The sequence below is a fragment of the Mesorhizobium atlanticum genome (assembly GCF_003289965.1).
GTDB classification, from domain to species: domain Bacteria; phylum Pseudomonadota; class Alphaproteobacteria; order Rhizobiales; family Rhizobiaceae; genus Mesorhizobium; species Mesorhizobium atlanticum.
The window spans coordinates 75,545-98,192 of record NZ_QMBQ01000005.1; the positions used below are offsets into that span (position 1 = coordinate 75,545).

At 65.0% G+C, this 22,648-nt stretch carries 17 protein-coding genes; 12 read left to right on the forward strand and 5 right to left on the reverse strand.

Annotated elements, in window-relative coordinates:
• Nucleotides 1-81: 81 nt before the first annotated feature.
• Complete coding sequence (locus tag DPM35_RS17690; protein ID WP_112128588.1) at nt 82-4,860, reverse strand: NAD-glutamate dehydrogenase; 4,779 nt, start codon at nt 4,858-4,860, stop codon at nt 82-84.
• Nucleotides 4,861-4,987: 127 nt separating this feature from the next.
• Between DPM35_RS17690 and DPM35_RS17695 the strand changes: the two genes are divergently transcribed.
• Together DPM35_RS17695 and DPM35_RS17700 are read left to right on the forward strand one after the other, a co-directional pair.
• Nucleotides 4,988-5,551, forward strand: a complete 564-nt coding sequence (locus DPM35_RS17695) for a peroxidase-related enzyme (RefSeq protein ID WP_112128589.1) — start codon at nt 4,988-4,990, stop codon at nt 5,549-5,551.
• 242 nt (nt 5,552-5,793) lie between these two features.
• Nucleotides 5,794-6,117: a YciI family protein gene (locus DPM35_RS17700; RefSeq protein WP_112129069.1), complete on the forward strand. Its 324-nt coding sequence runs from the start codon at nt 5,794-5,796 to the stop codon at nt 6,115-6,117.
• Nucleotides 6,118-6,227: 110 nt separating this feature from the next.
• Here DPM35_RS17700 and DPM35_RS17705 read toward each other — a convergent pair whose 3' ends face one another.
• Complete coding sequence (locus DPM35_RS17705; RefSeq protein WP_112128590.1) at nt 6,228-6,839, reverse strand: LysE family translocator; 612 nt, start codon at nt 6,837-6,839, stop codon at nt 6,228-6,230.
• A gap of 167 nt (nt 6,840-7,006) precedes the next feature.
• Between DPM35_RS17705 and DPM35_RS32445 the strand changes: the two genes are divergently transcribed.
• Both DPM35_RS32445 and DPM35_RS17715 read left to right on the forward strand, forming a co-directional pair.
• Complete coding sequence (locus tag DPM35_RS32445) at nt 7,007-7,354, forward strand: hypothetical protein (RefSeq protein ID WP_181592058.1); 348 nt, start codon at nt 7,007-7,009, stop codon at nt 7,352-7,354.
• Nucleotides 7,355-7,526: 172 nt separating this feature from the next.
• Nucleotides 7,527-8,153 carry a DUF1062 domain-containing protein gene (locus DPM35_RS17715; protein WP_112128591.1) on the forward strand — a complete coding sequence of 209 codons (627 nt, stop codon included), beginning with the start codon at nt 7,527-7,529 and terminating at the stop codon, nt 8,151-8,153.
• A gap of 174 nt (nt 8,154-8,327) precedes the next feature.
• Here the strand turns inward: DPM35_RS17715 and typA are convergent, their stop codons facing one another.
• Nucleotides 8,328-10,157 carry a translational GTPase TypA gene (typA, locus tag DPM35_RS17720; protein ID WP_112128592.1) on the reverse strand — a complete coding sequence of 610 codons (1,830 nt, stop codon included), beginning with the start codon at nt 10,155-10,157 and terminating at the stop codon, nt 8,328-8,330.
• Nucleotides 10,158-10,372: 215 nt separating this feature from the next.
• Here typA and DPM35_RS17725 point away from each other — a divergent pair, with 215 nt between their 5' ends.
• Complete coding sequence (locus DPM35_RS17725; protein WP_245431572.1) at nt 10,373-10,642, forward strand: hypothetical protein; 270 nt, start codon at nt 10,373-10,375, stop codon at nt 10,640-10,642.
• A 220-nt stretch (nt 10,643-10,862) separates the two neighbouring features.
• On the opposite strand, the gene DPM35_RS17730 is transcribed toward DPM35_RS17725, so the two are convergent.
• On the reverse strand, nt 10,863-12,437 hold the full coding sequence (locus tag DPM35_RS17730; RefSeq protein WP_112128593.1) for an alkaline phosphatase D family protein: 1,575 nt from the start codon (nt 12,435-12,437) through the stop codon (nt 10,863-10,865).
• 280 nt (nt 12,438-12,717) lie between these two features.
• Entirely contained in the window at nt 12,718-14,001 is a 1,284-nt protein-coding gene (locus DPM35_RS17735; RefSeq protein WP_112128594.1) for an MFS transporter, read from the reverse strand.
• A 78-nt stretch (nt 14,002-14,079) separates the two neighbouring features.
• Between DPM35_RS17735 and DPM35_RS17740 the strand changes: the two genes are divergently transcribed.
• The 7 genes from DPM35_RS17740 to DPM35_RS17770 all read left to right on the forward strand — a co-directional run bounded on the left by DPM35_RS17740 (nt 14,080) and on the right by DPM35_RS17770 (nt 22,531).
• On the forward strand, nt 14,080-14,688 hold the full coding sequence (locus DPM35_RS17740) for a TetR/AcrR family transcriptional regulator (RefSeq protein WP_112128595.1): 609 nt from the start codon (nt 14,080-14,082) through the stop codon (nt 14,686-14,688).
• Nucleotides 14,689-14,733: 45 nt separating this feature from the next.
• A complete protein-coding gene (locus DPM35_RS17745) occupies nt 14,734-15,324 on the forward strand; it encodes a hypothetical protein (RefSeq protein WP_112128596.1) in 591 nt (196 codons plus the stop codon).
• Between the two features lie 100 nt (nt 15,325-15,424).
• Nucleotides 15,425-17,497 (forward strand): 3-hydroxyacyl-CoA dehydrogenase NAD-binding domain-containing protein, encoded by a 2,073-nt coding sequence (locus DPM35_RS17750; RefSeq protein ID WP_112128597.1) that lies wholly within the window; start codon nt 15,425-15,427, stop codon nt 17,495-17,497.
• Nucleotides 17,498-17,816: 319 nt separating this feature from the next.
• Nucleotides 17,817-18,842, forward strand: a complete 1,026-nt coding sequence (locus DPM35_RS17755; RefSeq protein WP_112128598.1) for a BMP family protein — start codon at nt 17,817-17,819, stop codon at nt 18,840-18,842.
• 172 nt (nt 18,843-19,014) lie between these two features.
• The gene (locus DPM35_RS17760) at nt 19,015-20,535 is read left to right on the forward strand and encodes an ABC transporter ATP-binding protein (protein WP_112128599.1); all 1,521 of its coding nucleotides are present in this window, start codon (nt 19,015-19,017) and stop codon (nt 20,533-20,535) included.
• Nucleotides 20,535-21,590 carry an ABC transporter permease gene (locus tag DPM35_RS17765; RefSeq protein WP_112128600.1) on the forward strand — a complete coding sequence of 352 codons (1,056 nt, stop codon included), beginning with the start codon at nt 20,535-20,537 and terminating at the stop codon, nt 21,588-21,590. Before DPM35_RS17760 ends, DPM35_RS17765 begins: the two co-directional genes overlap by 1 nt.
• Nucleotides 21,587-22,531: an ABC transporter permease gene (locus DPM35_RS17770; protein ID WP_112128601.1), complete on the forward strand. Its 945-nt coding sequence runs from the start codon at nt 21,587-21,589 to the stop codon at nt 22,529-22,531. The genes DPM35_RS17765 and DPM35_RS17770 overlap by 4 nt, the downstream gene beginning before the upstream one ends.
• Nucleotides 22,532-22,648: the final 117 nt, after the last annotated feature.

Below are 22,648 nucleotides of genomic sequence, written 5' to 3' on the forward strand. Positions count from 1 at the left end.
CCACCCTACGAAGCCCCCCTCTTCGGCCGCTTCGCGGCCGCCTCTCCCCCGCCTTTGGCGGGGGCGAGGAACCAGCCTTGTTTACATCCCTGTCAGGTCGGTCATCAGCCCGGATGCCACCGAAAGCCGCGACACGGTGATGTCGCCGCCTTCGGTCAGCGCCTGAAGCCGCTCGCGGATGCGGGCGACGCGCTCGCCGCCGGCCTCCAGCCACGCCGCGACCGGATCCGCCGCCATGCCGTGCGCGGTCAGAGCCGCTACCGCGATGCCTCGCCGCGCGACACCGATCGTGTCGGTCGCGCGCGACAGCGCCAGCTGGTCGTAGTAGTCGGGCGGCATGATCGAGCGCGCAGCTTCCTCGACGCGCGGGATGCGGAAGGCGTCGCTGACGGCGAAGAAGGCCTTGGCGGCGCTGACGATGTCGGCATTGGCGGTGCGGGCGGTGAGCGCGACGTCGGGGATCAGCTCGGCCACCTCGGCCAGGGCGAGCTGCCCGGCGAGCTTCTCCGGCGCGCCACCCTTGAACAGGCCGTGCCGCCGCTCCTCGATTCGCTCGCGCGAGAAGGCCGGCAGCAGCGACACCAGCTTCGGTTCCAGCGCCTTGCGGGCCTCCTGCAGCTCGACGATGCGCTGGCCGAGCGGCGCGGAGCCGGCTTCGTTCTTCAGGTACCAGCCGCTGGTCACAAAGATGAGCCGGCTGACGGACTGGTAGAGATCGAGCTGGGTCTGCCCATCGATCTGGTTGTCGAGCGCGTCGATCTCGCGATAGAGCGCGGGCAACGCAAAGCCGTCGCGGACCACGGCGAAGGTGCGCACGACATCGGCCGCCGGCCGCCCGGTGGCTTCCTGCAGCCGGTTGACGAAAGATGGCCCACCGCGATTGACGAGATCGTTGGCGACGACGCGCGCGATGATCTCGCGCCGCAGCCTGTGGTCACGGATCTCGCCGGCGAATTTCTTGGCCATGCGCTCCGGGAAATAGCCCATCAGGTCGCGCTCGAAATGCGGATCGTCCGGCACGTCGCTGGCGACGATGTCGGAGAACAGCACGATCTTGGCATAGGCGAGCAGCACGCCGAGCTCGGCCCGGGTCAGCGGCTCGCCGCGCGCCTCGCGCTCGGCAAGCGCCGCCGGCGAAGGCAGCGTCTCGACGGCGCGGTCGAGCAGGCCGCGCGCCTCCAGCGCCGTCATGAAGCGGGCCTGGTGCGCGATGTCGGCCAGGCCCCGCTTGCGCGCCAGCGACAGCGCCAGCGTCTGCTGGTAGTTGTTGGAAAGCACCAGCGCGCTCACCTCGTCGGTCATCTCGGCCAGCAGCTTGTTGCGCGCCGGCCGCGTCAGCGAGCCTTTGCGCATCGCCGAGGCCAGCGCGATCTTGATGTTGACCTCGACGTCGGAGCAGTTGACGCCGCCCGAATTGTCGATGGCGTCGGAGTTGCAGCGGCCGCCATTCAGGCCGAACTCGATGCGCGCCCGCTGTGTGACGCCGAGATTGGCGCCCTCGCCGATGACCTTGGCCCGCACATCGAGCGCGGTGACGCGGATGGCGTCGTTGGCGCGGTCGCCGACATCCTGGTTGCTTTCACCGGAAGCCCTGACATAGGTGCCGATGCCCCCGAACCACAGGAGGTCGACAGGAGCCTTCAGGATGGCGCTCATGATCTCGACGGGCGTCGCCGTGGTCTTGGCGAGGCCGATCGCGGCGGCGGCCGCCGCCGGCAGCGTGATCGATTTCTGGTTGCGCGAGACGATGACGCCGCCTTCCGACAGCTTCGACTTGTCATAGTCCTGCCACGACGAGCGCGGCAGCGCGAACATGCGCTGGCGCTCGGCCATCGAGGCCGCCATGTCCGGATCGGGATCGATGAAGATGTCGCGGTGATCGAAGGCGGCGATCAGCCTGGTCTGCGGCGACAACAGCATGCCGTTGCCGAACACGTCGCCCGACATGTCGCCGACGCCGACGACAGTGAAGGGCGAGGTCTGGATGTCGCGGTTGATCTCGCGGAAATGCCGCTTCACCGCTTCCCAGGCGCCCTTGGCCGTTATGCCCATCTTCTTGTGGTCGTAACCGGCCGATCCGCCGCTGGCGAAGGCATCATCCAGCCAGAAGTGATGCTTCTCGGAAATGGCGTTGGCCGTGTCGGAGAAGGTCGCCGTGCCCTTGTCGGCGGCGACCACGAAATAGGGATCGTCAGGATCGCGCCGCACCACGCCGGCGGGCGGGATGACACCGTCGACGCCGATATTGTCGGTGATCGACAACAGGCTGGAGACGAAGTTCTTGTAGGCCGAAGTGCCGGCCTCGAAGATGGCGTCGCGGCCGCCGCCGGCCGGCAGGCGCTTCGGGAAGAAGCCACCCTTGGCGCCGACAGGCACGATGACCGCGTTCTTGACCTGCTGCGCCTTCACCAGCCCCAGCACCTCGGTGCGGTAGTCCTGGGCGCGGTCCGACCAGCGCAGGCCGCCGCGCGCCACAGGGCCGAAGCGCAGATGCACGCCCTCGACCTCCGAGCCGTAGACGAAGATCTCGCGCCATGGCCGCGGCGCCGGCAGTCCCTCGACCGCCTGCGAGTCGAGCTTGATCGCCAGCGACTGCCCCTTCGCCTTCGTATCGGCTACGAAATGATTGGTCCGCAGCGAGGCCTCGATGAGGTTGAGATAGCGGCGGATGATGGTGTCGTCATCGATATTGGGCACCTCTTCCAGCGCGTCCTTGATCTTGGCCTTGAGGTGCTTGGCCGCGACCGCGCCGTCGCCTTCCGCCGTCGGCCCGAGCCGGGCGACGAACAGTTGATGCAGGCCGCGCGCGATCTCCGGATAGCGGTTGAGCGCCGCGGCGATGAAATCCTGGCTCTGCGGGATGCCGGCCTGCTGCAGATATCGGCCATAGGCGCGCAGGATGGTGATCTCGCCCGACCACAGGCCGGCGGTCTGCGCCAGACCGTTATAGCCGTCATTGTCGACATCGCCGCGCCAGACGGAGAGGAAGGCGTCCTCGAACAGCGCGCCGCCATCGGTAAGATCTATTCGCGCGCCGTAGCTGTTCTCCAGCTCCATGTCGTGGATGAACACCCGGCCGGCCGGGTCGCCGCCGACCTCGAAGGTGCGCTCGCTGATGACGCGGAAGCCGATATTCTCCAGCACCGGCACGCGCCGCGACAGCGCCACCGGGCTGCCATGGTGGTAGATCTTCAGCGCCGCCTGGTTCGGTTTCTGCTCGGCATGGCGGTAATAGTCGATGGCGATCGGATTGTCGGCGCTGATCTTGGCGATGCGCCCGGCATCGGCAAGCGCCACGGCGGCCGAGAAGGTGTCGCGATAGCTTTCGGGGAACCGCGCCGCGATCGCCTTCAGCGCCGGATCGCTGCCGGCCGCTTCCGCGGCTTCGGAGAGCGCGTCTTCCCAGGTGCGCACGATGTCGCGGATCGCGGCCTCGATCGTCGACTGCTCGACCTTCGGCGTCTTGCCGCCGGAACGGCCGATGATGAAGTGAACGCGCGCCAGCCCGCCTTCCGGGAAGGCCGGGTAATAGGCCGACAGCCGGCCCTCATACACGGTCTTGAGATAGGCGCCGATCTTCTCGCGCACGACGCTGTCATAGCGGTCGCGCGGCACGAAGACGAGGATCGAAACGAAACGATCGAACTGGTCGACGCGCACCAGCGCCCTGATCCGCGGCCGCTCGACCAGGCCGAGGATGGCATTGGCATGCTTTCTGAGGACCGGCACCGGAACCTGGAAGAACTCATCGCGCGGATAGCTCTCCAGCACGTTGATCAGCGCCTTGCCGGAATGGTCGTTCGGATTGAAACCGGACTTGGCAATGATCGTTTCGGCCTTTGAGCGCAGATAGGGGATCTTCATCACCGAGCGCGTGTAGGCGGTCGAGGTGAAAAGGCCGACGATGCGCAGTTCGCCCGCGAGCGTGCCCTTTGGCGTGTAGGTCTTGACGCCGACATAGTCGAGATAGATGCGGCGGTGCACCAGGGACTTGGCGTTCGCCTTGGTGACGATCAACGGCTCCGGTCCATGCAGGAAGGCGCGGATTTCCGGCGTCGTGGTCACCGCCTCGGTGCCGCGCCGCAACACCAGCACATCGGGATCCGACAGGATGCCGAGGCCCGGCTTGTCGGCGCGCTCCAGCGTGCCGCTCTCCTCGCCGCCGACATATTTGAACTCGCGCATGCCGAGGAAGGTGAAATTGTCGTCGCGCAGCCATTCGAGGAAGGCGATCGCCTCGGCGACGCTCTTCTTGTCGAGCGGCACAGCGGAATAGCGGAACTCGGAAATCGCCTGGTCGAGGCGGGCGAGCATCCGCTTCCAGTCGACGACCGCGGCCCGGACTTGGGAGAGCATCTTGCGCAGCCGCTCGGTAAGGCCCTTTGCCTCCTCGGCGGTCAGCCTTGGAATGTGGACGTGGACGACGCTCAGCCTGTCGTGCTCGTCATCCTCCTTGCCGCCATCGCCAAGCACCTCGACCACACCGTTCTTGCCGTGGCGTACGGTAACGATCGGATGGGTAACCAGCGTCGGCTCGCCGCTTGTCTCGGCGATCTCACCGAGGATGGAATCGAACAGGAACGGCATGTTGTCGTTGACGACGGTGATGACCGTGACCGGCCGGCCGCCGCAGGCAACGCCTGAATCGGCCTCGACGGCGACGACGCTTTCGCCCTTCCTGTGCCTGGTCACCGCCTGGGCGGCGAGCTCGCCTGCGCGTTCGAGGTCGGCCGCGTCATAGGCCGCGATATCCTCGGCGGGCGCCCGCGCAAGCAGATAGTCGGCAACCCTCGTGGGCTTCTCCTCCGCTTTCGCGGCGACCGCCGCTTTCTTCCTCGGCTTGGATTTCACGCTGGCCATGACGCTTATTCCTCCCGTCTTATGCTTTTGCGGCTATGGTAGCCAGATGAGCGCTGTTTGGCGACAAAGGTTTGACGACGCTTTAAAAAATTCGAACCAACGCCATCGTGCTGCGAGGAGACACCACATGACCGGCAAAATAACCGCGCTTGACCTTGTCCAGGCGGAGCTCAGCGAGGCGACGAAAGCCTATTTCGCCAAGTGCGAAGAGAAGCTCGGCCTCGTGCCCAACGTGCTGCTGGCCTACGCCTTCGACGAGAAGAAGCTGCGCGCCTTCACCGACATGTACAACGATCTGATGCTGGGCGATTCGGGCCTTTCGAAGCTGGAGCGCGAGATGATCGCGGTCGCCGTCTCCTCGATCAACCATTGCTATTATTGCCTGACCGCGCATGGCGCGGCGGTGCGTCAGCTGTCGGGCGAGCCGGCGCTGGGCGAGATGATGGTGATGAATTTCCGCGCCGCCGAGCTGTCGGACCGCCAGCGCGCCATGCTCGAATTCGCGGTCAAGCTGACGGAAGAGCCAGCCCGGATCGTCGAAGCCGACCGCGCAGCCTTGCGGCAGGCCGGCTTTTCGGACCGCGATATCTGGGACATCGCCTCGACCGCCGCCTTCTTCAACATGTCCAATCGCGTCGCCGCCGCCGTCGACATGCGGCCGAACCCTGAATACCACGTAATGGCGCGATAGTGGCCGCCGGCATTATATTAGCAGTACCGAATTTTTCGTTGCCCATCCCGCCATTTGGGCCGATGATCAGGATTGCGGCGTAGCCGCATATCCAGGATTGCAGCGCAACTGCATCTCCAAGATTGGGGCGTAGCCGCATATAGGATTGCAGCATCGCTGCATACCCAAGATTGCAGCATCGCTGCATATCGCAAGCGGCGTGGCCGCATGCCGGTTCGACGCCGCCGACAAGGGAGAAGAACATGGCGAAATTTCTCTACGTCTATCACGGTTCCGGCAAGATGCCGACCGATGAAGCCGAACGGAAAGCGGCTATGGATGCCTGGACCGGCTGGTACGACAAGCTCGGCTCGGCCGTGGTCGATGGCGGCAATCCGGTCGGCATGTCGAAGACGGTGCTGCCGAGCGGCAAGATCGAGAACAATGGCGGCAGCAATCCGACAGCCGGTTACACCGTCGTCGAAGCCAGGGACATCGACGATGCGGTCGCCAAGGCCAAGGAGTGCCCGATCCTGATGGACCCGGCCTTCAGCGTCGAGATCGCGCCGATCATCGAAATGATGTGAGGCCGGCCGCTTAAGGATTTCGCCGTTTCAGGGAGACGGCGAACCGCTCTATCTCTTTGTTTTGGAGCAATTCCGGGCGGAAAACCGCTCACACTTTTCCTGGGATTGCTCTATCGCGCCGCGATTGCCGCCGCGGCGCCCGCCATCGTCGTGGCGCTGACGCGGTTGGCGATCTTCATGGCGCGTTTGCTCTTCAGGAGCCGGCGCGCCTGGGAAGCGGCCAGCACCCAGGCAAGGTCGATGACCACCAGCACGATCGCCATGGTCAGAGTCAACTCGACCCAGCCGACAACGCTGACCGAGGCAAGATCGATGATGGTCGGCAGCAGCGCCAGATAGAACATCATGATCTTCGGATTGCCTAATGTCACCGCCATGCCGGCAAAGAACAATTTCAGGGCTGAGTCCTCGCGCGGCATCTCGCCTTCCTTGGCCTCGACCGGCGCCGTCCACATCTTGAACGCCAGATAGGCTAGGTAGGCGACGCCAATCCACTTCACGACGACGAAGGCGTAGTGGAACGTCTGCGCCACGACGGCCAGCCCGAACACCGCCAGCGACAGCCAGATCGCCTCGCCGATCCACATCGCCAGCAGGAACGGGAAGACGTCGCGGAACCCCTTCGAGATAACACGCGCCACGAGTGCTGCGATCGACGGCCCGGGCGAGCCGGCGGCGACGAACAGAGCGGCGGCGAAGATCAGCAGCGAGGCGAGATGCATGGGCGTTTCCTATGGGATAGGGACAAATGGTACCCGATCAGGACGAATTTGACACGCCCGGCAAGGGGTTCGCGTTGAGGATGGAGACAATAGCTGCCAGCGCCGGCGCCGCCCCTCATCCGCCCTTCGGGCACCTTCTCCCCGTAAACGGGGCGAAGGACGCTCTCATGGCTGCTTTCGCCAATCGCCAGCGTTGCATGAAAAGCGCCGGCGTCACGGCCAGCCTTCTTCTCCCCGTTCACGGGGAGAAGGTGCCCGAAGGGCGGATGAGGGGCAGAGCCGACGCCTACAGTTACCGCTCTTGCCGTCCCCTTCAGCCTTGGCTAGAAAGCCCGCCCGACATCCATTTCGAGCATCACTTTGCCTCAGTAACCGCCGGTCTCGCCAACTCCCTTGAATGCATCGCAGGCGCGACCAATGCGCCGCCTGCTCCATTTTCACGTGTTCTTCAGGCGGCGGTTCGAGACCGGTTTGGCATTGCTGAGCCGCCGCGTGTGATCCACGCCGACGCCTGACTTGCAACACTCGCAGCCTTCGCCACGCCGTGCCCGCGAGCATGATCCCGACCCCAAGGTCCGCGTCAGCGAAACTTGGTATCCGGTTTTCGGAAAAGATCATGCTCAACAAAAAGGGGCATCTCGGACATTGCCGGCCTGACGGACTTCCCGATGGGAAGGGCCTACCGGCATGTCTTCTACCTCGCGTGTCCGCTGGACGATCGCACCCGCAATCGCGCCACGACCTCTGATCAACTGCAACCGTTGCGGCGACATCAAGCCCTATCGATGCAGCGAAAAATTCCGCGTCAATGCCAATGGCAAGCGCATCGACGTCTGGCTTATCTATCGCTGCTTGAGCTGCGACAACTCCTGGAATTTCACCATCCTGGAACGGCGAAACCGCCACGATATCGAGCCGGCGCGGCTGGCAGCGCTCGAAAGCAACGATCCGGCGCTTGCCCGCCGCTTTGCCTTCGATGCCGCCGCGCTGCGCAACCGGGCCGGGCGGGTCGAGGAATCTCCTGATGTCACGGTCCGAAAGGAGCTGTTGAACGGAGAGCCGGGACAAGCCGACGCGCTCGCGCTCGAGCTGAGGCTGGAGGGGACGACGCCTTTACGGCTGGACCGCCTGCTTGGCGGCGAGCTTGGCCTTTCGCGGTCAAGGCTCCAGGCCCTGGACGACCGAAGGCGACTGACCGTCGAACCGGATGGCGCGAAAGCCTTGCGCAAGCCGGTTCGCGACGGCTTGGCGGTACGCATCGATTTGACCGGAGAGGCGGATTGCCGCGCTATCCTGTCGGCCGCGTGCCGCTAGATCGAGATAGCGTTTCGTTGAATCGCCATCTCGATCCAGCTTTTTGTTGGAGCATGATCTTTCTTCGAAAACCGGTTCCCAAGTTTCGTCGACGCGGACCTTCGGTTCGGGATCATGCTCTGAAACGAAAAGAGGGAGCAGACGCTCCCTCTTTTTGAACCCTTGGCCGAAAGCTTACGCCGCGCCCATGACCTTGGCGGCCTTTTCAAAACGCTTGCGCTCGTTGGGGTCGAGGTAGAGCTTGCGGAGCCGAATGGTCTTCGGCGTCACCTCGACCAGCTCGTCGTCCTGGATCCAGGCCAGCGCCCGCTCCAGCGTCATGCGGATCGGCGGGGTCAGCTTCACTGCCTCGTCCTTGCCGGCGGCGCGGATGTTGGTGAGCTTCTTGCCCTTCAGCACGTTCACTTCGAGGTCGTTGTCTCTGGAGTGGATGCCGATGATCATGCCCTGATAGACCTTGACGCCCGGGTCGATGATCATCGGGCCGCGGTCTTCCAGGTTCCACATGGCGTAGGCGACCGACTCGCCCTGCTCGTTGGAGATCAGCACGCCATTGGTGCGGCCCGGCAACTCGCCCTTGTAGGGCTCATAGGCGAAGAACAGCCGGTTCATCACCGCGGTGCCGCGCGTATCGGTCAAAAGCTCCGACTGGTAGCCGATAAGGCCCCGCGTCGGCGCATGGAAGACGAGACGCTGGCGGTTGCCACCGGACGGACGCAGCTCGACCATCTCGGCCTTGCGCTCCGACATCTTCTGCACGACGACGCCGGCATGCTCCTCATCGACGTCGATGACGACCTCCTCGACCGGCTCGAGCAGCTGGCCGTCATCGCTCTTCTGCATGACGACGCGCGGACGCGACACGGCGAGCTCGAAACCTTCGCGGCGCATCGTCTCGATCAGCACCGCAAGCTGCAATTCGCCGCGGCCGGAGACGAAGAAGGAGTCTTTTTCGGCCGATTCCTCGATCTTCAGCGCGACATTGCCTTCGGCCTCGCGCAGCAGGCGATCTCGGATGACGCGGCTGGTCACCTTGTCGCCCTCGGTGCCGGCAAGCGGGCTGTCATTGACGAGGAAGGACATGGTCACGGTCGGCGGGTCGATCGGCTGCGCGTGCAGCGGCTCGCTCACCGCCGGGTCGCAGAAAGTGTCGGCGACGGTGCCTTTCGACAGGCCGGCGATGGCGACGATGTCGCCCGCCTGCGCTTCCTCGATCGGCTGGCGCTCGAGGCCGCGGAAGGCGAGGATCTTCGAGATACGCCCGGCCTCGATCTGCGTGCCGTCGTGATGCAGCACCTTGACCGCCTGGTTGGGCTTCAGCGTGCCGGACTCGATGCGGCCGGTGATGATGCGGCCGAGGAACGGATTGGCTTCCAGGATGGTGCCGATCATGCGGAACGGGCCGGGATGGACGGTCGGCGCCGGCACATGCTTGACGACGAGGTCGAACAGCGGCGCCAGGCCCTGGTCCTTCGGACCTTCGGGATTCTCGGAAACCCAGCCGTCGCGACCCGAGCCGTAGAGGATCGGGAAGTCGAGCTGCTCGTCGGTGGCGTCGAGCGCGGCGAACAGGTCGAACACCTCGTTCACCACCTCGACATGGCGGGCGTCCGGACGGTCGATCTTGTTGATGACGACGATGGGGCGCAGGCCCACCTTGAGCGCCTTGCCGACGACGAACTTGGTCTGCGGCATCGGGCCTTCGGCGGCGTCGACGAGCACGATCGCCGAATCCACCATCGACAGGATGCGCTCGACCTCGCCGCCGAAATCGGCGTGTCCAGGCGTGTCGACGATGTTGATGCGGGTGCCGTGCCAGTCGACCGAGGTCGCCTTGGCCAGGATGGTGATGCCGCGCTCTTTTTCGAGGTCGTTGGAATCCATGGCGCGCTCGGCCACGCGCTGGTTGTCGCGGAAGGCGCCGGACTGTTTCAGAAGCTGGTCGACGAGGGTGGTTTTGCCATGGTCGACGTGCGCGATGATCGCGATATTGCGGAGGTTCATGTGTCTGGTCTCGGGAACGTTGCAGGCAGCAGGCTTAAAAAAGCGCCGCCTTTTTCGGTTGCGCGGCTCATACAAGGTTTTTCGCAATTGCGAAAGGGGAGGCCCGACCCCAAATAAATGGTCACTGATTCTTAAACGTCTTGGTGTGAAATGATTCTGTTAACCAAGGCGGAACCTTTGAGGGGCCGGGCAGTTCGATGTTCATGAGCAATCAGATGTTCAGATTGCGTCCGGTTTTTGCGTGGGCAGCGCTTGGCCTGCTCGTCGCGGCGGGCGCCGCGCAGTCGGCGGCCGCGCTCAGACAAGCCGACCCGATCTCGCCGCCCGATGCCAGGACCGCGCAGCAGATGTTCGCCGATGCCCCCGACGGCGTCGACCCGATCGTCACCGGCCCGGTCAGCGCCGCCTTCAAGCAGCGTCAGAAGGACGCCAACTGCGACACAGCGGTCTGGCCGAACATTCCCCGGGCGTGCTATCCGGACTGACGCCCTTCATCGCATTCCGAATTAAGATCGCCACGGCGCTTGACGCCACGGCATGTATCGACGCGGGCTGGCGGCTCAGGGTGCGTTGAGATTTCAGGTCAGGCCGAGCCGAGAACGCTGGTTTCCTGCGCTTCCGGTGCTCACGTACTTCAAGTACGCTCCGCTCCGGTTCTCGGCAACCAGCGTTCGCAGGCCGGCATCACCTGAATATCAACGCAGCCTAAGCCGATCGCACCGGGTCGAGCGTAACCTTGTAAAGCTCGTTGTCGTCGCGATCCATCAGCCGCACCGTGAGCTGCTCGGTCGCACCCGAAATATCGATCAGGCCGAAGAACTGCAGGCCTGCCGAGGGCGGCAGGTTCTGGCCCTGCTCGGCGGTCGGCGCCTTGATGAACTTCAGCTCCGGCCCGAAGGTCATGTCGAGGTCGTTGGGGCCGAACGTGCCGGCATGGATCGGGCCGGAGACGAATTCCCAGAACGGGTTGAAATCCTGGAACTGCGCCTTGTCGGGATTGTAGTAATGCGCCGCCGTGTAGTGCACGTCCGCGGTGAGCCACACCGTGTTGGTGATGCCGGCAGTCTTGATGAAGCGCAGCACATCGGCGAATTCGAGCTCGCGCCCCTTCGGCTTGCCGTTGTCGTTGTTGCTGACGGCCTCGAAGCCGACCTTCTTCGCCGCATCGTCCCAGACGACGAGGCTGAGCGGCATGTCGGCGGCGATGATCTTCCAGGTCGCTTTGGAGTTGGCCAGCTCGCGCTTCAGCCACTTCGACTGCTCCTCGCCGATCATGCGCGACTTCGGCGTCAGCGTTTCATCCAGGTTGGCGCCGTTCGGGCCCCGATAGGAGCGCATGTCGAGGAAGAACACGTCGAGCAGCGGCCCGTGCGAGATCTTGCGGTAGACGCGGCCCGGCTCCGACGGCTCGTAGCGGATGGTGGTCATCTCGTGGAAGGCGCGCGCCGCCCTGGCCGCCAGCAGATGGATCGACTTTTCCTTGTAGCGGTCGTCCTTGCTGAGATCCTTCGAGTCCGACCAGTTGTTCAGCACCTCATGATCGTCCCACTGGTAGAAGGTCGGGCAAATGGCAGAGAGGGCAAGCACATGCTTGTCCATCATGTTGTATTTCCACTGGTCGCGATATTCGTCGAGCGTCTCGGCGACCTTGCGCTTGCCGTCCAGCATGACGACGTTCTTCCACTTGCCGCCGCCGGGCAGGTCGACCTCGTCCTTCAGCGCGCCGTCGGCATAGATCGTGTCGCCGGAATGCAGGAAGAAGTCCGGCGTGTGCTTGGCGATGGTCGAATAGGTCTTCATGCCGGTCTCATCGATGCCCCAGCCCTGGCCGGCGGTGTCGCCCGACCAGGCGAAGCGCACGTCGCGCTTGGAGGACGGCGCGGTGCGGAAGCGGCCGGCGATCGGCTCGGAGACGGCATTGATGTCGGACAGGTCGGCCGCGACCATGCGGTAGAAGATGTCCTGATCGGAGGCGAGATCGGTGAGCAGCCGCTTCGCCGTATAGTCGCTGGCCGGCGAGGTATCGAGCGCAGCCAGCCTTGTGGCGTTGGCAAAGCTTTCGGTTGTCGACACTTCATACATGACACGCGCCGGGCGATCGGTGCGGGTCCAGACCATGCCGGAGGTGGCGTCGACGTCGCCGGATTGCACGCCATGGGTGAAGGCCGGCCGCTGGCTGGCGCGGGAATAATAGGGCAGCGCCAGACCGGAGGCGCCGACAAGGCCGAAGGCGCTGGCCGAGGTGACGAAAGCGCGGCGGGTGAGGGAAAGCTTGTTCATGGCTGTCTCCGGATGGCTTTGAACGGGACCACCAAGCTCTCGCCTCAATGTTTCAGGCGTGTCTCGGAACCATGAACTTTTGATAACAGTGCAGCGCTTTCCTTCTCCCCTTGTGGGAGAAGGGGAAACCTGCGCCGGGAGGCGTGTCGAAATTCGGGTCAGGACGAGCCGAAAACGGCGGTCTCCGAGAACCGGAGCGGAGCGTACTTAAAGTACGTGAGCACCGGAAGCGCAGGAGATTGCCGCTTGCAGGCCGACCTCACCCGAATATCGACATGCCTCAAGCCGCCTGCGGCTCCGGCTCGAAAGCCGGCCTGTCGGTATTGATCAAGAGCGAGATACAGGCCGCCGCGATGCCCGTCATGCCGGCAATCAGGAAGGCCAGTTCGTAGTTGCCCTGCAGCTCGCGCATCGTGCCGCCGAAGGCGGCGGCCGCCGCAGCCCCCACCTGATGGCCGGCGACGATCCAGCCGAACACGATCGGCCCGCTGCGGTCGCCAAAGGCCTCGTTGGCGAGTCTCAGCGTCGGCGGCACGGTGGCGATCCAGTCCAGCCCGTAGAGCACGGCGAAGATGATCAGGCTGGTCGCCGAGAAGCCGGAGTAGGGCAGGTAGATCAGCGACAGGCCGCGCACCGCGTAATAGACACCGAGCAGCTTGCGCGGATCGAAGCGGTCGGTGAGCCAGCCGGACAAAGTCGTGCCGATCAGGTCGAAAATGCCCATCATCGACAACAGCCCGGCCGCCTGCACCTCGCCGATCCCCATATCGCCGCAAAACGCGATGAGATGTGTGCCGACGAGGCCGTTGGTGGTGAAGCCGCAGACGAAGAAGGTGGCGAACAGGTACCAGAACACCCTGGTGCCGGCGGCGCGGCGCAGCGTGTTCAGCGTATGCGCCAGGAAATTGCCCTGCGATGCCGGCGACACCGGCGGAACGTCGTCGGCATCGGCGCCGTAGCGCACCTGGCCGATCGAGGATGGGCGCTCGGGCACCAGCAGGAAGACGAACGGGATCAGCGCGGCAGTGGCAAGCGCGACCGCAATCGCCACCGGCTTCCAGCCGCCGCTCTGCGCCAGCGAGGCGATCACCGGCAGGAACACCAGCATGCCGGTGGCGCTGGAGGCCGACATCAGCCCCATCATCAGGCCGCGATTGGTCTTGAACCAGCGGTTGACGATGGTGGCGCCGAGCACGCTCGCCACCGCGCCGGAGCCGATGCCGGAAAGCACACCCCAGGTGATGAAGAGATGCCAGGGCTCAGTCATGAACAGGCTGAGCGCGGTCGACCCGGACATCACCAGCAGCGATCCGAGCAGGGTGCGGCGCAGCCCGATGCGCTCCATCAGCGCCGCCGCGAACGGCCCGGTCAGGCCGTAGAGCAGGATCCCGATGCTGGCCGCCCATGAGGTCACGTCGCGGCGCCAGCCGAAGCTTTCCTCCAGCGGAACCATCATCACCGAGGGCGCCGAGCGAAGCCCGGCGGCGATCAGCAGGCAGAAGAAGATGACGGCAACGACGACGAAAGCGTAGCGCTGGCCAAACGGACGGGACTGGGCTATCATGTTACTGACCGGTACGTTGCAATGGGATGGCACCATACATACGTACCGGTCAGTAACATTGTCAAGCGGGTCGTCTGCATGCCATCGGACAATAAAATTGAAGCGTCGTTGAACGCGGCCCCCGCACCGAAGGCGGCGGACAAGATCCTGGACGTGGCGCGCGACCTTTTTTATCGCGAGGGCATCAGGGCGATTGGCGTCGACGAGATCGTCAAGCGCGCCGGCGTCACAAAACCCAGCCTCTACCGCAGCTTCCCGTCCAAGGATGAGCTCGCCGCCTCCTATCTGCGCAAATACGACCTGGAATTCTGGGAACGGTTCGACGAGGCCGTCGACGCGCATCCAGGCAATCCGCGCGCCCAGATCATCGCCTTCCTGACCCGCGTCGGGAAACGCACGCAGAAGCCGGATTACCGCGGCTGCGGCATGACCAACGCCGCTGTGGAATATCCCGAGCGTGGCCACCCCGCGCGGGTGGTGAGCGAGAACAACAAGGTGGAGTTGCGCCGGCGCCTGCGCGCCATGGCCGCCGCGATGGGCGCGGCGGATTCCAATACGCTGGGCGACGGGCTGCTCCTCCTCATCGAAGGCGCCTATATCAGCGGCCAGCTTTTCGGCCATGGCGGACCGGCGGCGTCGGTTGCCCGCAACGCCGACCTCTTGATTGAAGCCAGCTTGAAGAAATAGCAGACGGCGTTACGCTTCCGGCAACTCGCAACGGAGTTGCCATTGATGCGTGCCCTTCTGATCCCGCTTGCCCTCGCCGGTTTCTGCCAGGCGGCCCGGGCCGGCGAAATCTCCAGCGCCTACACCGATCTCGACTCCAAGAAAGACTGCGTGACCTACGCGCAGGCCGCGGAAGGCGACGGCGACTGGGCGGACCTCGTGTGCTCCGGCTATCGCGGCTACCCGGTGCTGATCGGCTACGACGACGCGCGCGAATCCGTCTATTACGGCTTTCCGTCCGACGACATGACCGCGGTCTGGGAGAGCTTCACGGCCTTCAACGGCTCCGGCCCGAAGGTGGAATGGCGCATCGAGACCAATGGCGACGTGGCCATCCCCTTCGCCGCCATTCATCGCCGCTCGGTCAGCAATCCCGAGGACGACAAGAAATCGACCGATGTGCTGGTCGTCGCCAAGGTCGCGCAACCGGAAGAGCATCAGGGCTGCACTGTCGGCCTGGTTTTGGCCACCGGCAACCCGCAGGCCAACGACCAGGCGCGCAAGCTCGCCGACGAGAAGGCGAAGACCTTCGTCTGCGGCAAGGACAAGCGCGAAGTGATCGGCGACGTGCCGCCTTTCGGCCGGGTGGATAACTAGGCACCGACCAACCGTTAGGCCAACGCCGGATTAAGTTCCCATTCGCCGCGCCGCCTAGTAAACCCTTGCGCGGTTGTGGCCGGTCTCGGGAGGGTTCCGCTTGTCCAGTTCTGTCAGCGTCGCGAACGACAACGGCGTGGCGGTTGTCACCATCGACAACCCGCCGGTCAACGCGCTGAGCTTTCATGTCCGCAAGCCGCTTTACGAGGCGCTCACCGGTTTGCGCGACGATCCCGCCGCCAGAGCGATCGTTATCGCCTGCGCCGGGCGGACTTTCGTGGCCGGCGCCGACATCACCGAATTCGGCAAGCCGGTCCAGCAACCGGAACTGCGCGCCATCATCGCCTTGCTGGAAACGGTTCCCAAGCCGACGGTCGCCGCCATCCACGGCACAGCGCTCGGCGGCGGGCTGGAACTCGCATTGGGCTGCCATTTTCGCGTCGCGGAAAAGAGCGCCAGGCTCGGCCAGCCGGAAGTGAAGCTCGGCCTCTTGCCGGGCGGCGGCGGCACGGTGCGCTTGCCACGCTTGGTCGGCCCCGCGAAGGCGCTCGCCATGATCGTTTCCGGAACGCCGATTTCGGCCGGCGAGGCGAAGGCGGCCAGCCTCGTGGACGCCGTTGTCGACAGTGATCTTTTGGCAGAGGCGATCCGTTTCGCTCGCGAAATGGCGGATCGAGGCGGGCCGTTCGTGCCGGTGCGTGAGCGCAATGAACGCCTTGTCGAAACCGATCTCGCCGCCTTCGACGCCCAAGCCGCTGAGCTGGCCAAAAAGGCCCGCGGGCTGGAAGCGCCGCTGGCCTGCACCGAGGCCGTGCGCAACGCGATCACCTTACCCTTCGACGCAGCACTTGCCGCCGAGCGGCAGCTTTTCCAGAAACTCGTTTCCGGCGACCAGTCGCGCGCGCAGCGGCATCTGTTCTTCGCCGAACGCGAGGCGGCGAAGGTGCCCGGCAAGGATCTACAGAAGCGCCGGATCACCCGCGTCGGCATCATCGGCGCCGGCACGATGGGCGGCGGCATCGCCATGGCCCTTGCCAATGGCGGTCTCCCGGTGACTTTGCTCGAGACCAGCGAGGAGGCGCTGCAGCGCGGGCTGGCAACGATCGGGAAGAATTATGCAGTCTCCGTCAGCCGAGGCTCGTTGACGGAGGAGGCCAGGCAGCAGCGGCTTGGCCTGTTCAAGGGCGGCACCGACTATGCCGACCTTGCCGATTGCGACCTTATCATTGAGGCCGTGTTCGAGGACATGGCGGTGAAGAAGGACGTCTTCGGCAAGCTCGATACCATCGCCAGGCCCGGCGCCATCCTCGCCACCAACACCTCCTATCTCGACGTGAACGAAATCGCCGCCTCGACCTCGCGGCCGCAGGACGTGCTCGGCATGCATTTCTTTTCGCCGGCAAATGTCATGAAGCTGCTGGAGATCGTGCGCGCCGAAAAGACCGCGCCCGAGGTGCTGGCGACGGTCGCCGATCTCGCTCGGCGCATCGGCAAGGTCGCGGTCGTCGTCGGCGTCTGCCACGGCTTCGTCGGCAACCGGATGCTCTCCGCGCGGGGTGCCGAAAACGAAGCGCTATTGCTCGAAGGTGCCACCCCTGCCCAGGTCGACAAGGCGTTCACCGATTTCGGATGGCCGATGGGTCCGTTCCAGATGGGCGACCTCGCTGGGCTGGACATCGGCTGGCGCAACCGCAAGGCGCGCGGCCAGACGGCCGTGATCGCCGATACGCTGTGCGAGCAGGGTCATTTCGGCCAGAAGACCGGAAGTGGGTGGTATCGCTATGAGGCGGGCTCGCGCGAGCCGGTTGCTGACCCGGACGTCGAGGCGCTGATCCGCGCCAAGGCGGCGGAGCTTGGAATTGCCCGGCGTGAGATCGGCGCCGACGACATCATCGAGCGCACGCTCTATCCGCTGGTCAACGAAGGCGCGAAGATCCTCGAGGAAGGCATCGCCGCGCGCGCGTCCGACATCGACGTCGTCTGGGTGAATGGCTACGGCTTCCCGATCGGCAAGGGCGGGCCGATGTTCTGGGCCGGGCTCGAAGGAGCCGGCAGGATCGTCGAGCGGCTGGAATATTGGCGTGTGCGGACGGGACGGCCGATTTTCGAGCCGGCGCCGGCGTTGAGAAGGTTTGCCGAGACGGGGGCTTGGGAAGGTGCGGGCGTCCGGTAATTTCGTCATTCCAGGGCGAAGCGAAGCGTAGACCCTGGAATCCATGCCGAAACTTCAAACGAAGAACGCCACGGTGCAGAATGGACATTGGCGCAGCCGTCGCTCGTTCTGCACCGTTGCAGCGCTCGGTCGTCACGGCATGATCCTCGGGTCTGCGCGCGTCGCTTCGCTCCTTGCTCCGCCCGTGGATGACGAAGGCGGAAGCGACAAGCCAAATTTGACCATGTGGACAAATCTCAACCACCGTTCCATAGTCCTCAGCGTCTGACATTTTTCGAACGGCCGGCTCGACACGGCTGTCAATCAGAGGGGCACTTCAATGGAAAACGACCGTAGCAAAACCCAACGCGCCGGCCTGTCGCGGCGCAACCTGCTGGAACTTGGCGCGCTCGGCCTCGCGGCCACCGTGCTGCCCGGCGCGGCCTTCGCCAAGGACAAGAAGCTGAAGGTGGCGGCGATCTTCGCCACGCCGATCGAGGAGCCGTGGGACAACCAGATCCATGCCGCGCTGCAGAAGGCCGAGAAGGAGCTGGGCATCGAATACAAATGGTCGGAAAAGGTGCAGACCGCCGACTTCAGCCGCGTGATGCGCGAATATGCGCAAGGGGGCTACCAGCTTGTGCTTGGCGACGCCTTCGCCGCCGAGCGCGAATCGCGAAAGACCGCCAAGCAATTCCCGAAGACCGCCTGGCTGTTCGGTTCCGGCGCCGGCCCGGCCGAGCCGAATTTCGGCGTCTTCGACAACTGGATCCATGAGCCGGCCTATCTCTCCGGCATGATCGCGGGAAAGATGTCGAAGTCGGGCACGGTCGGCGCGGTCGCGGCGATGGGCATTCCGGAAGTGAACCGGCTGGTCAACGCCTTCTTTGCCGGCGCCAAGGAGGTCAATCCGAACGTCAAGAAGAAGGTCGCCTTCATCGGCTCCTTCTTCGATCCGCCGAAGGCCAAGGAAGCGGCCGTGGCGCAGATCGATGCCGGCGTCGACGTCATCTATGCCGAGCGCTTCGGCGTCATCGAGGCGGCGGTCGAGAAGAAGATTCTTGCCATCTCCAACATGTCCGACCAGTCGAGCCTCGGGCCCGACACGGTCATCACTGGCCCGGTCTGGGACATGTATCCGACGGTCGAGCAGGCGATCAAGCTGGTCAAGGCCGGCGTCTTCACCGCGCAGGACTATGGCGACTTCTCGCGCATGGCCAAGGGCGGCTCCTATCTGGCACCCTACCACAAGTTCGACAAGACGCTGCCCGCTGAGGTCAAGGACCTGGTCGAGAAAAAGAAGGCCGAGATCCTCGAAGGCAATTTCCGCGTCGATGTCGACGAGAACACGCCGGTTTCGGATTGACCTTTACCCTCCCCCTTGTGGGGAGGGTCGATCCGCGAAGCGGAGCGGGGTGGGGGCCTTCGGCGCCGTGCCCCCGCCCCGTCTCACAATCTCCGCTTCGCTGCGATCGTGAGCCGACCCTCCCCACAAGGGGCAGGGTAAAGAATCGCGCCATTCTCACCGGGATTCACCCTTGTCCGCCCCACTCATCGAAATGCGCGGCATCACCAAGATCTTCGGCGCTGTCAAGGCGAACGAGGCTGTCGATCTCAGCGTCGCGCCCGGCGAAATCCTCGGCCTGCTGGGCGAGAACGGCGCCGGCAAGACGACGCTGATGAACGTTTTGTTCGGCGCCTATGCCCCGGATGCCGGCGAGATCCTCGTCGAAGGCAGGCCGGTCGCCATCCACAATTCGGCCGATGCGCTCGCCGCCGGCATCGGCATGGTGCACCAGCATTTTCACTTAGCCCCGCGTCTCACGGTGCTGGAAAACCTGCTGATCGGCATTCCCGGCAAGTCCGGCCGAATCGACCGCGCCGGAGGCTTGGCGCGGCTGCAGGAGATCGGCCACCAGCACGGCCTGAGCCTCGATCCGAACCTGCCGGTCTCGGCCTTGTCGGTCGGCGAGCAGCAGCGGCTGGAAATCATCAAGGCGCTGTTTCGCGGCGCGAAGCTTCTGATCCTCGACGAGCCGACGGCAGTGCTGGCGCCGAGCGAGGTCGACGGGCTGTTCGCCGCCCTGCGCTCGATGGCGGCGCAAGGGCTAGGCATCATCTTCATCTCGCACAAGCTAAACGAAGTCCGGGCGCTCACCCATCGCTGCGTCGTGCTGCGCCATGGCAAGGTCGCCGGACGCGTCGACCACCCGGCAAGCACCACATCGGCCGAAATGGCGAAGCTGATGTGCGGCCACGAAATCGTCCCGCCGACCCGGGAGGCTTCGACGCCCGGCGCCGCGGTGCTGACGCTGGATGGCATATCCACTTCCGGTCACGCCGGCACCCCGTTGCGCGATGTCTCGCTTTTCGTCCGCGCGGGCGAGATTCTCGGCATCGCCGGTGTCTCCGGCAACGGCCAGCGCGCGCTCGCCGACGTCATTTCCGGCATGCTGCCGCCCAAGGCCGGCACCATGACGATAGCCGGCAAAACAGTTACGCAATTTTCGCCGCGCGAGTTGCAGGCGCTTGGCCTCGGCCGCATTCCGGAAGACCGTATGACGACCGGCCTGGTGACCAACCTGCCTCTGGCCGACTCCATGGTGCTGCCGCGCATCGGCACCGAGTCCTTCAGCCGCAAGGGCTTGCTCAACCCGACCGCGATCCGCGCCTTCGCCGAAGAACAGATCAAGGCTTACGACATACGCTGCCCTGGCCCGATGGTCCGCGCCGGCGCGCTGTCCGGCGGCAATCTGCAGAAGGCGCTGCTGGCGCGCGAGCTCGCCTTCGATCCGAAAGTGCTGATCGTCTCGCAGCCGACACGCGGCCTCGACATTGGTGCGGCCCGCTTCATCCACGAGAAATTCCTGGCGATGCGCGCCAAGGGCTGCGGCATCATCGTCATCGGCGAGGACCTCGAGGAATTGCTCATGCTCTCGGACCGCATCGCGGTGATGTATGAGGGCCGCATCGCCGGCACGCTTCCCAGCGCGGATGCCACCGTCGCAAGGCTCGGCCTGATGATGACCGGCGCCGTCCAAACCGGGGAAGCGGCCTGATGTTTCGCCTCGAAGCCCGCACGTCGACACCGGCCTGGTTCAACCTGGCCCTCCCGCTCATCGCCATCGGCGTCACGCTGGTGCTCTGCAGTGGGCTCATTGCCGTGGCCGGCGCCGGCGTGATCGAGGCCTATGGCGTGATGCTGTCGGCCTCGCTCGGCGACAGCTACGCCATCACCGAGACGCTCGTGCGCGCCGCGCCGATGATCTTCACCGGCCTCGCCGTGGCGATCGCCTTCCGCGCCAAATTCTGGAACATCGGCGCCGAGGGCCAGCTGCTCGCCGGCGCGGTGGCGAGCTGCTTCGTCGGCGCGATTCCGATGCCGGGCTATCTCGCCATGCTTCTGATGGCGCTGGCGGGCGCCGCCGCCGGCGCGCTCGTCGCGCTGTTGCCGGCGACGCTGCGGGTCAAATTCAAGGTCGACGACGTGGTCAGTTCGCTGTTGCTCAACTCGGTCATCTATTACGCGCTGATGGCGCTGATCGAAGGGCCTTGGAAGGATACCTTCTCCGGCTACCCGATCTCGCCGCCGATCGAGGATTCGGCCAATTTCCCGGTGCTGATCGAAGGCACGCGGTTGCATCTCGGCGTCGTCGTGGCGCTGATCGCAGCGCCCCTCTGCTGGTTCCTGATCGCGCGCACCACGCTTGGCTTCCGCATCCGTGTCACCGGCGAGAATCCGGAAGCCGCCCGCTATGGCGGCATCAACGTGCAGCGCGTGCTGCTCTCGACAGCCCTGCTCTCCGGCGCGCTGGCGGGCTTGGCCGGCGTCGGCGAGGTCGGCGGCGTGCACTTCCAGGTGATGAGCGACATCTCGCCGGGCTATGGCTATTCAGGCATCGTCGTTGCGATGCTCGCCAGGCTCAACCCGCTCGGCGTGGTGCCGGCGGCGATCTTCCTCGCCGCCGTCATGACCGGCGCCGAGGCGATGTCGCGCGCGACCGGCGTGCCGGCTTTCTTGAGCGACGTCATCCAGGGCACCGCTCTACTGGCCATGCTGGTGGCGCTGCTCTTCACCGCCTATCGCATCCGCCGCGTGGGAGCGCAAACATGAGCGCGGTGTTCGAGCAGATCTTCCAGGTCGGCTTCCTCGCCGCCATCATCCGCATCGCCACGCCGCTCGCCTTCGCCACGCTCGGCGAAATGTTTTCCGAGCGCGCCGGCGTGCTCAATCTCGGCATCGAAGGCATCATGCTGCTGTCGGCCATGGCCGGCTTCACTGCCGCGAGCCTCAGCGGCAACCTGTGGCTGGGCGTGCTGGTGGCCGTGCTTGTCGGCGCGCTGATGGGCGCGCTGCATGCGCTGTTCACCGTGGCGCTGGGGCTAAGCCAGCATGTCTGCGGCATCGGCGTGACCTTGTTCTCATCCGGCCTTGCCTATTTCCTCTACCGGCTGATCTTCGGCCAGCAATCGGTGCCGCCCAGCATCGATGGCTTCAAACCGGTGCCGATCCCACTGCTCTCGGACATCCCGATCCTGGGGCCGGCCGTGTTCAACCAGTTCACGCTGGTCTATCTGGCGATCGTCGCCGTTCCGCTCGCCGCCTTCGTGCTCTACCGCACGCCATGGGGGCTGTCGGTGCGCATGGTCGGCGAAAACCCCCGCGCCGCCGATTCCGCCGGCGTCAGCGTTATCGCCACGCGCTTCCAGGCGGTGATCCTCGGCGGCGCTCTGATGGGTCTTGCCGGCGCTTTCCTCACCATGGCGCAGTTCAACGCCTTCACCTTCGGCGTCGTCTCGGGCCGCGGCTGGGTGGCGATCGCGTTGGTCGTGTTCGGTCGCTGGGACCCCTGGCGCTCGGCGGGCGCGGCGCTGCTCTTCGCCTTCGTCGATGCGCTGCAGCTCCGGATGCAGGCCAGCGGCCTTGGCCACATTCCCTACGAAGCCTTCCTGATGCTGCCCTTCATCTTCACCATCGTCGCCATGGCATTCATGTCGCGCAACGCGGTCGCGCCCTCGGCGCTGCTGAAGCCGTTCAGGAGGGAGGAACGGTAGTAGGCTTGGTTTCCTCGCCCCCGCAAAGCGGGGGAGAGGTGGCCGCGAAGCGGCCGGAGAGGGGGCTGCGCCGACGGTCGAATGGTTTGCTCTTTCGGCGCCGCGTTTGCGCCAAAT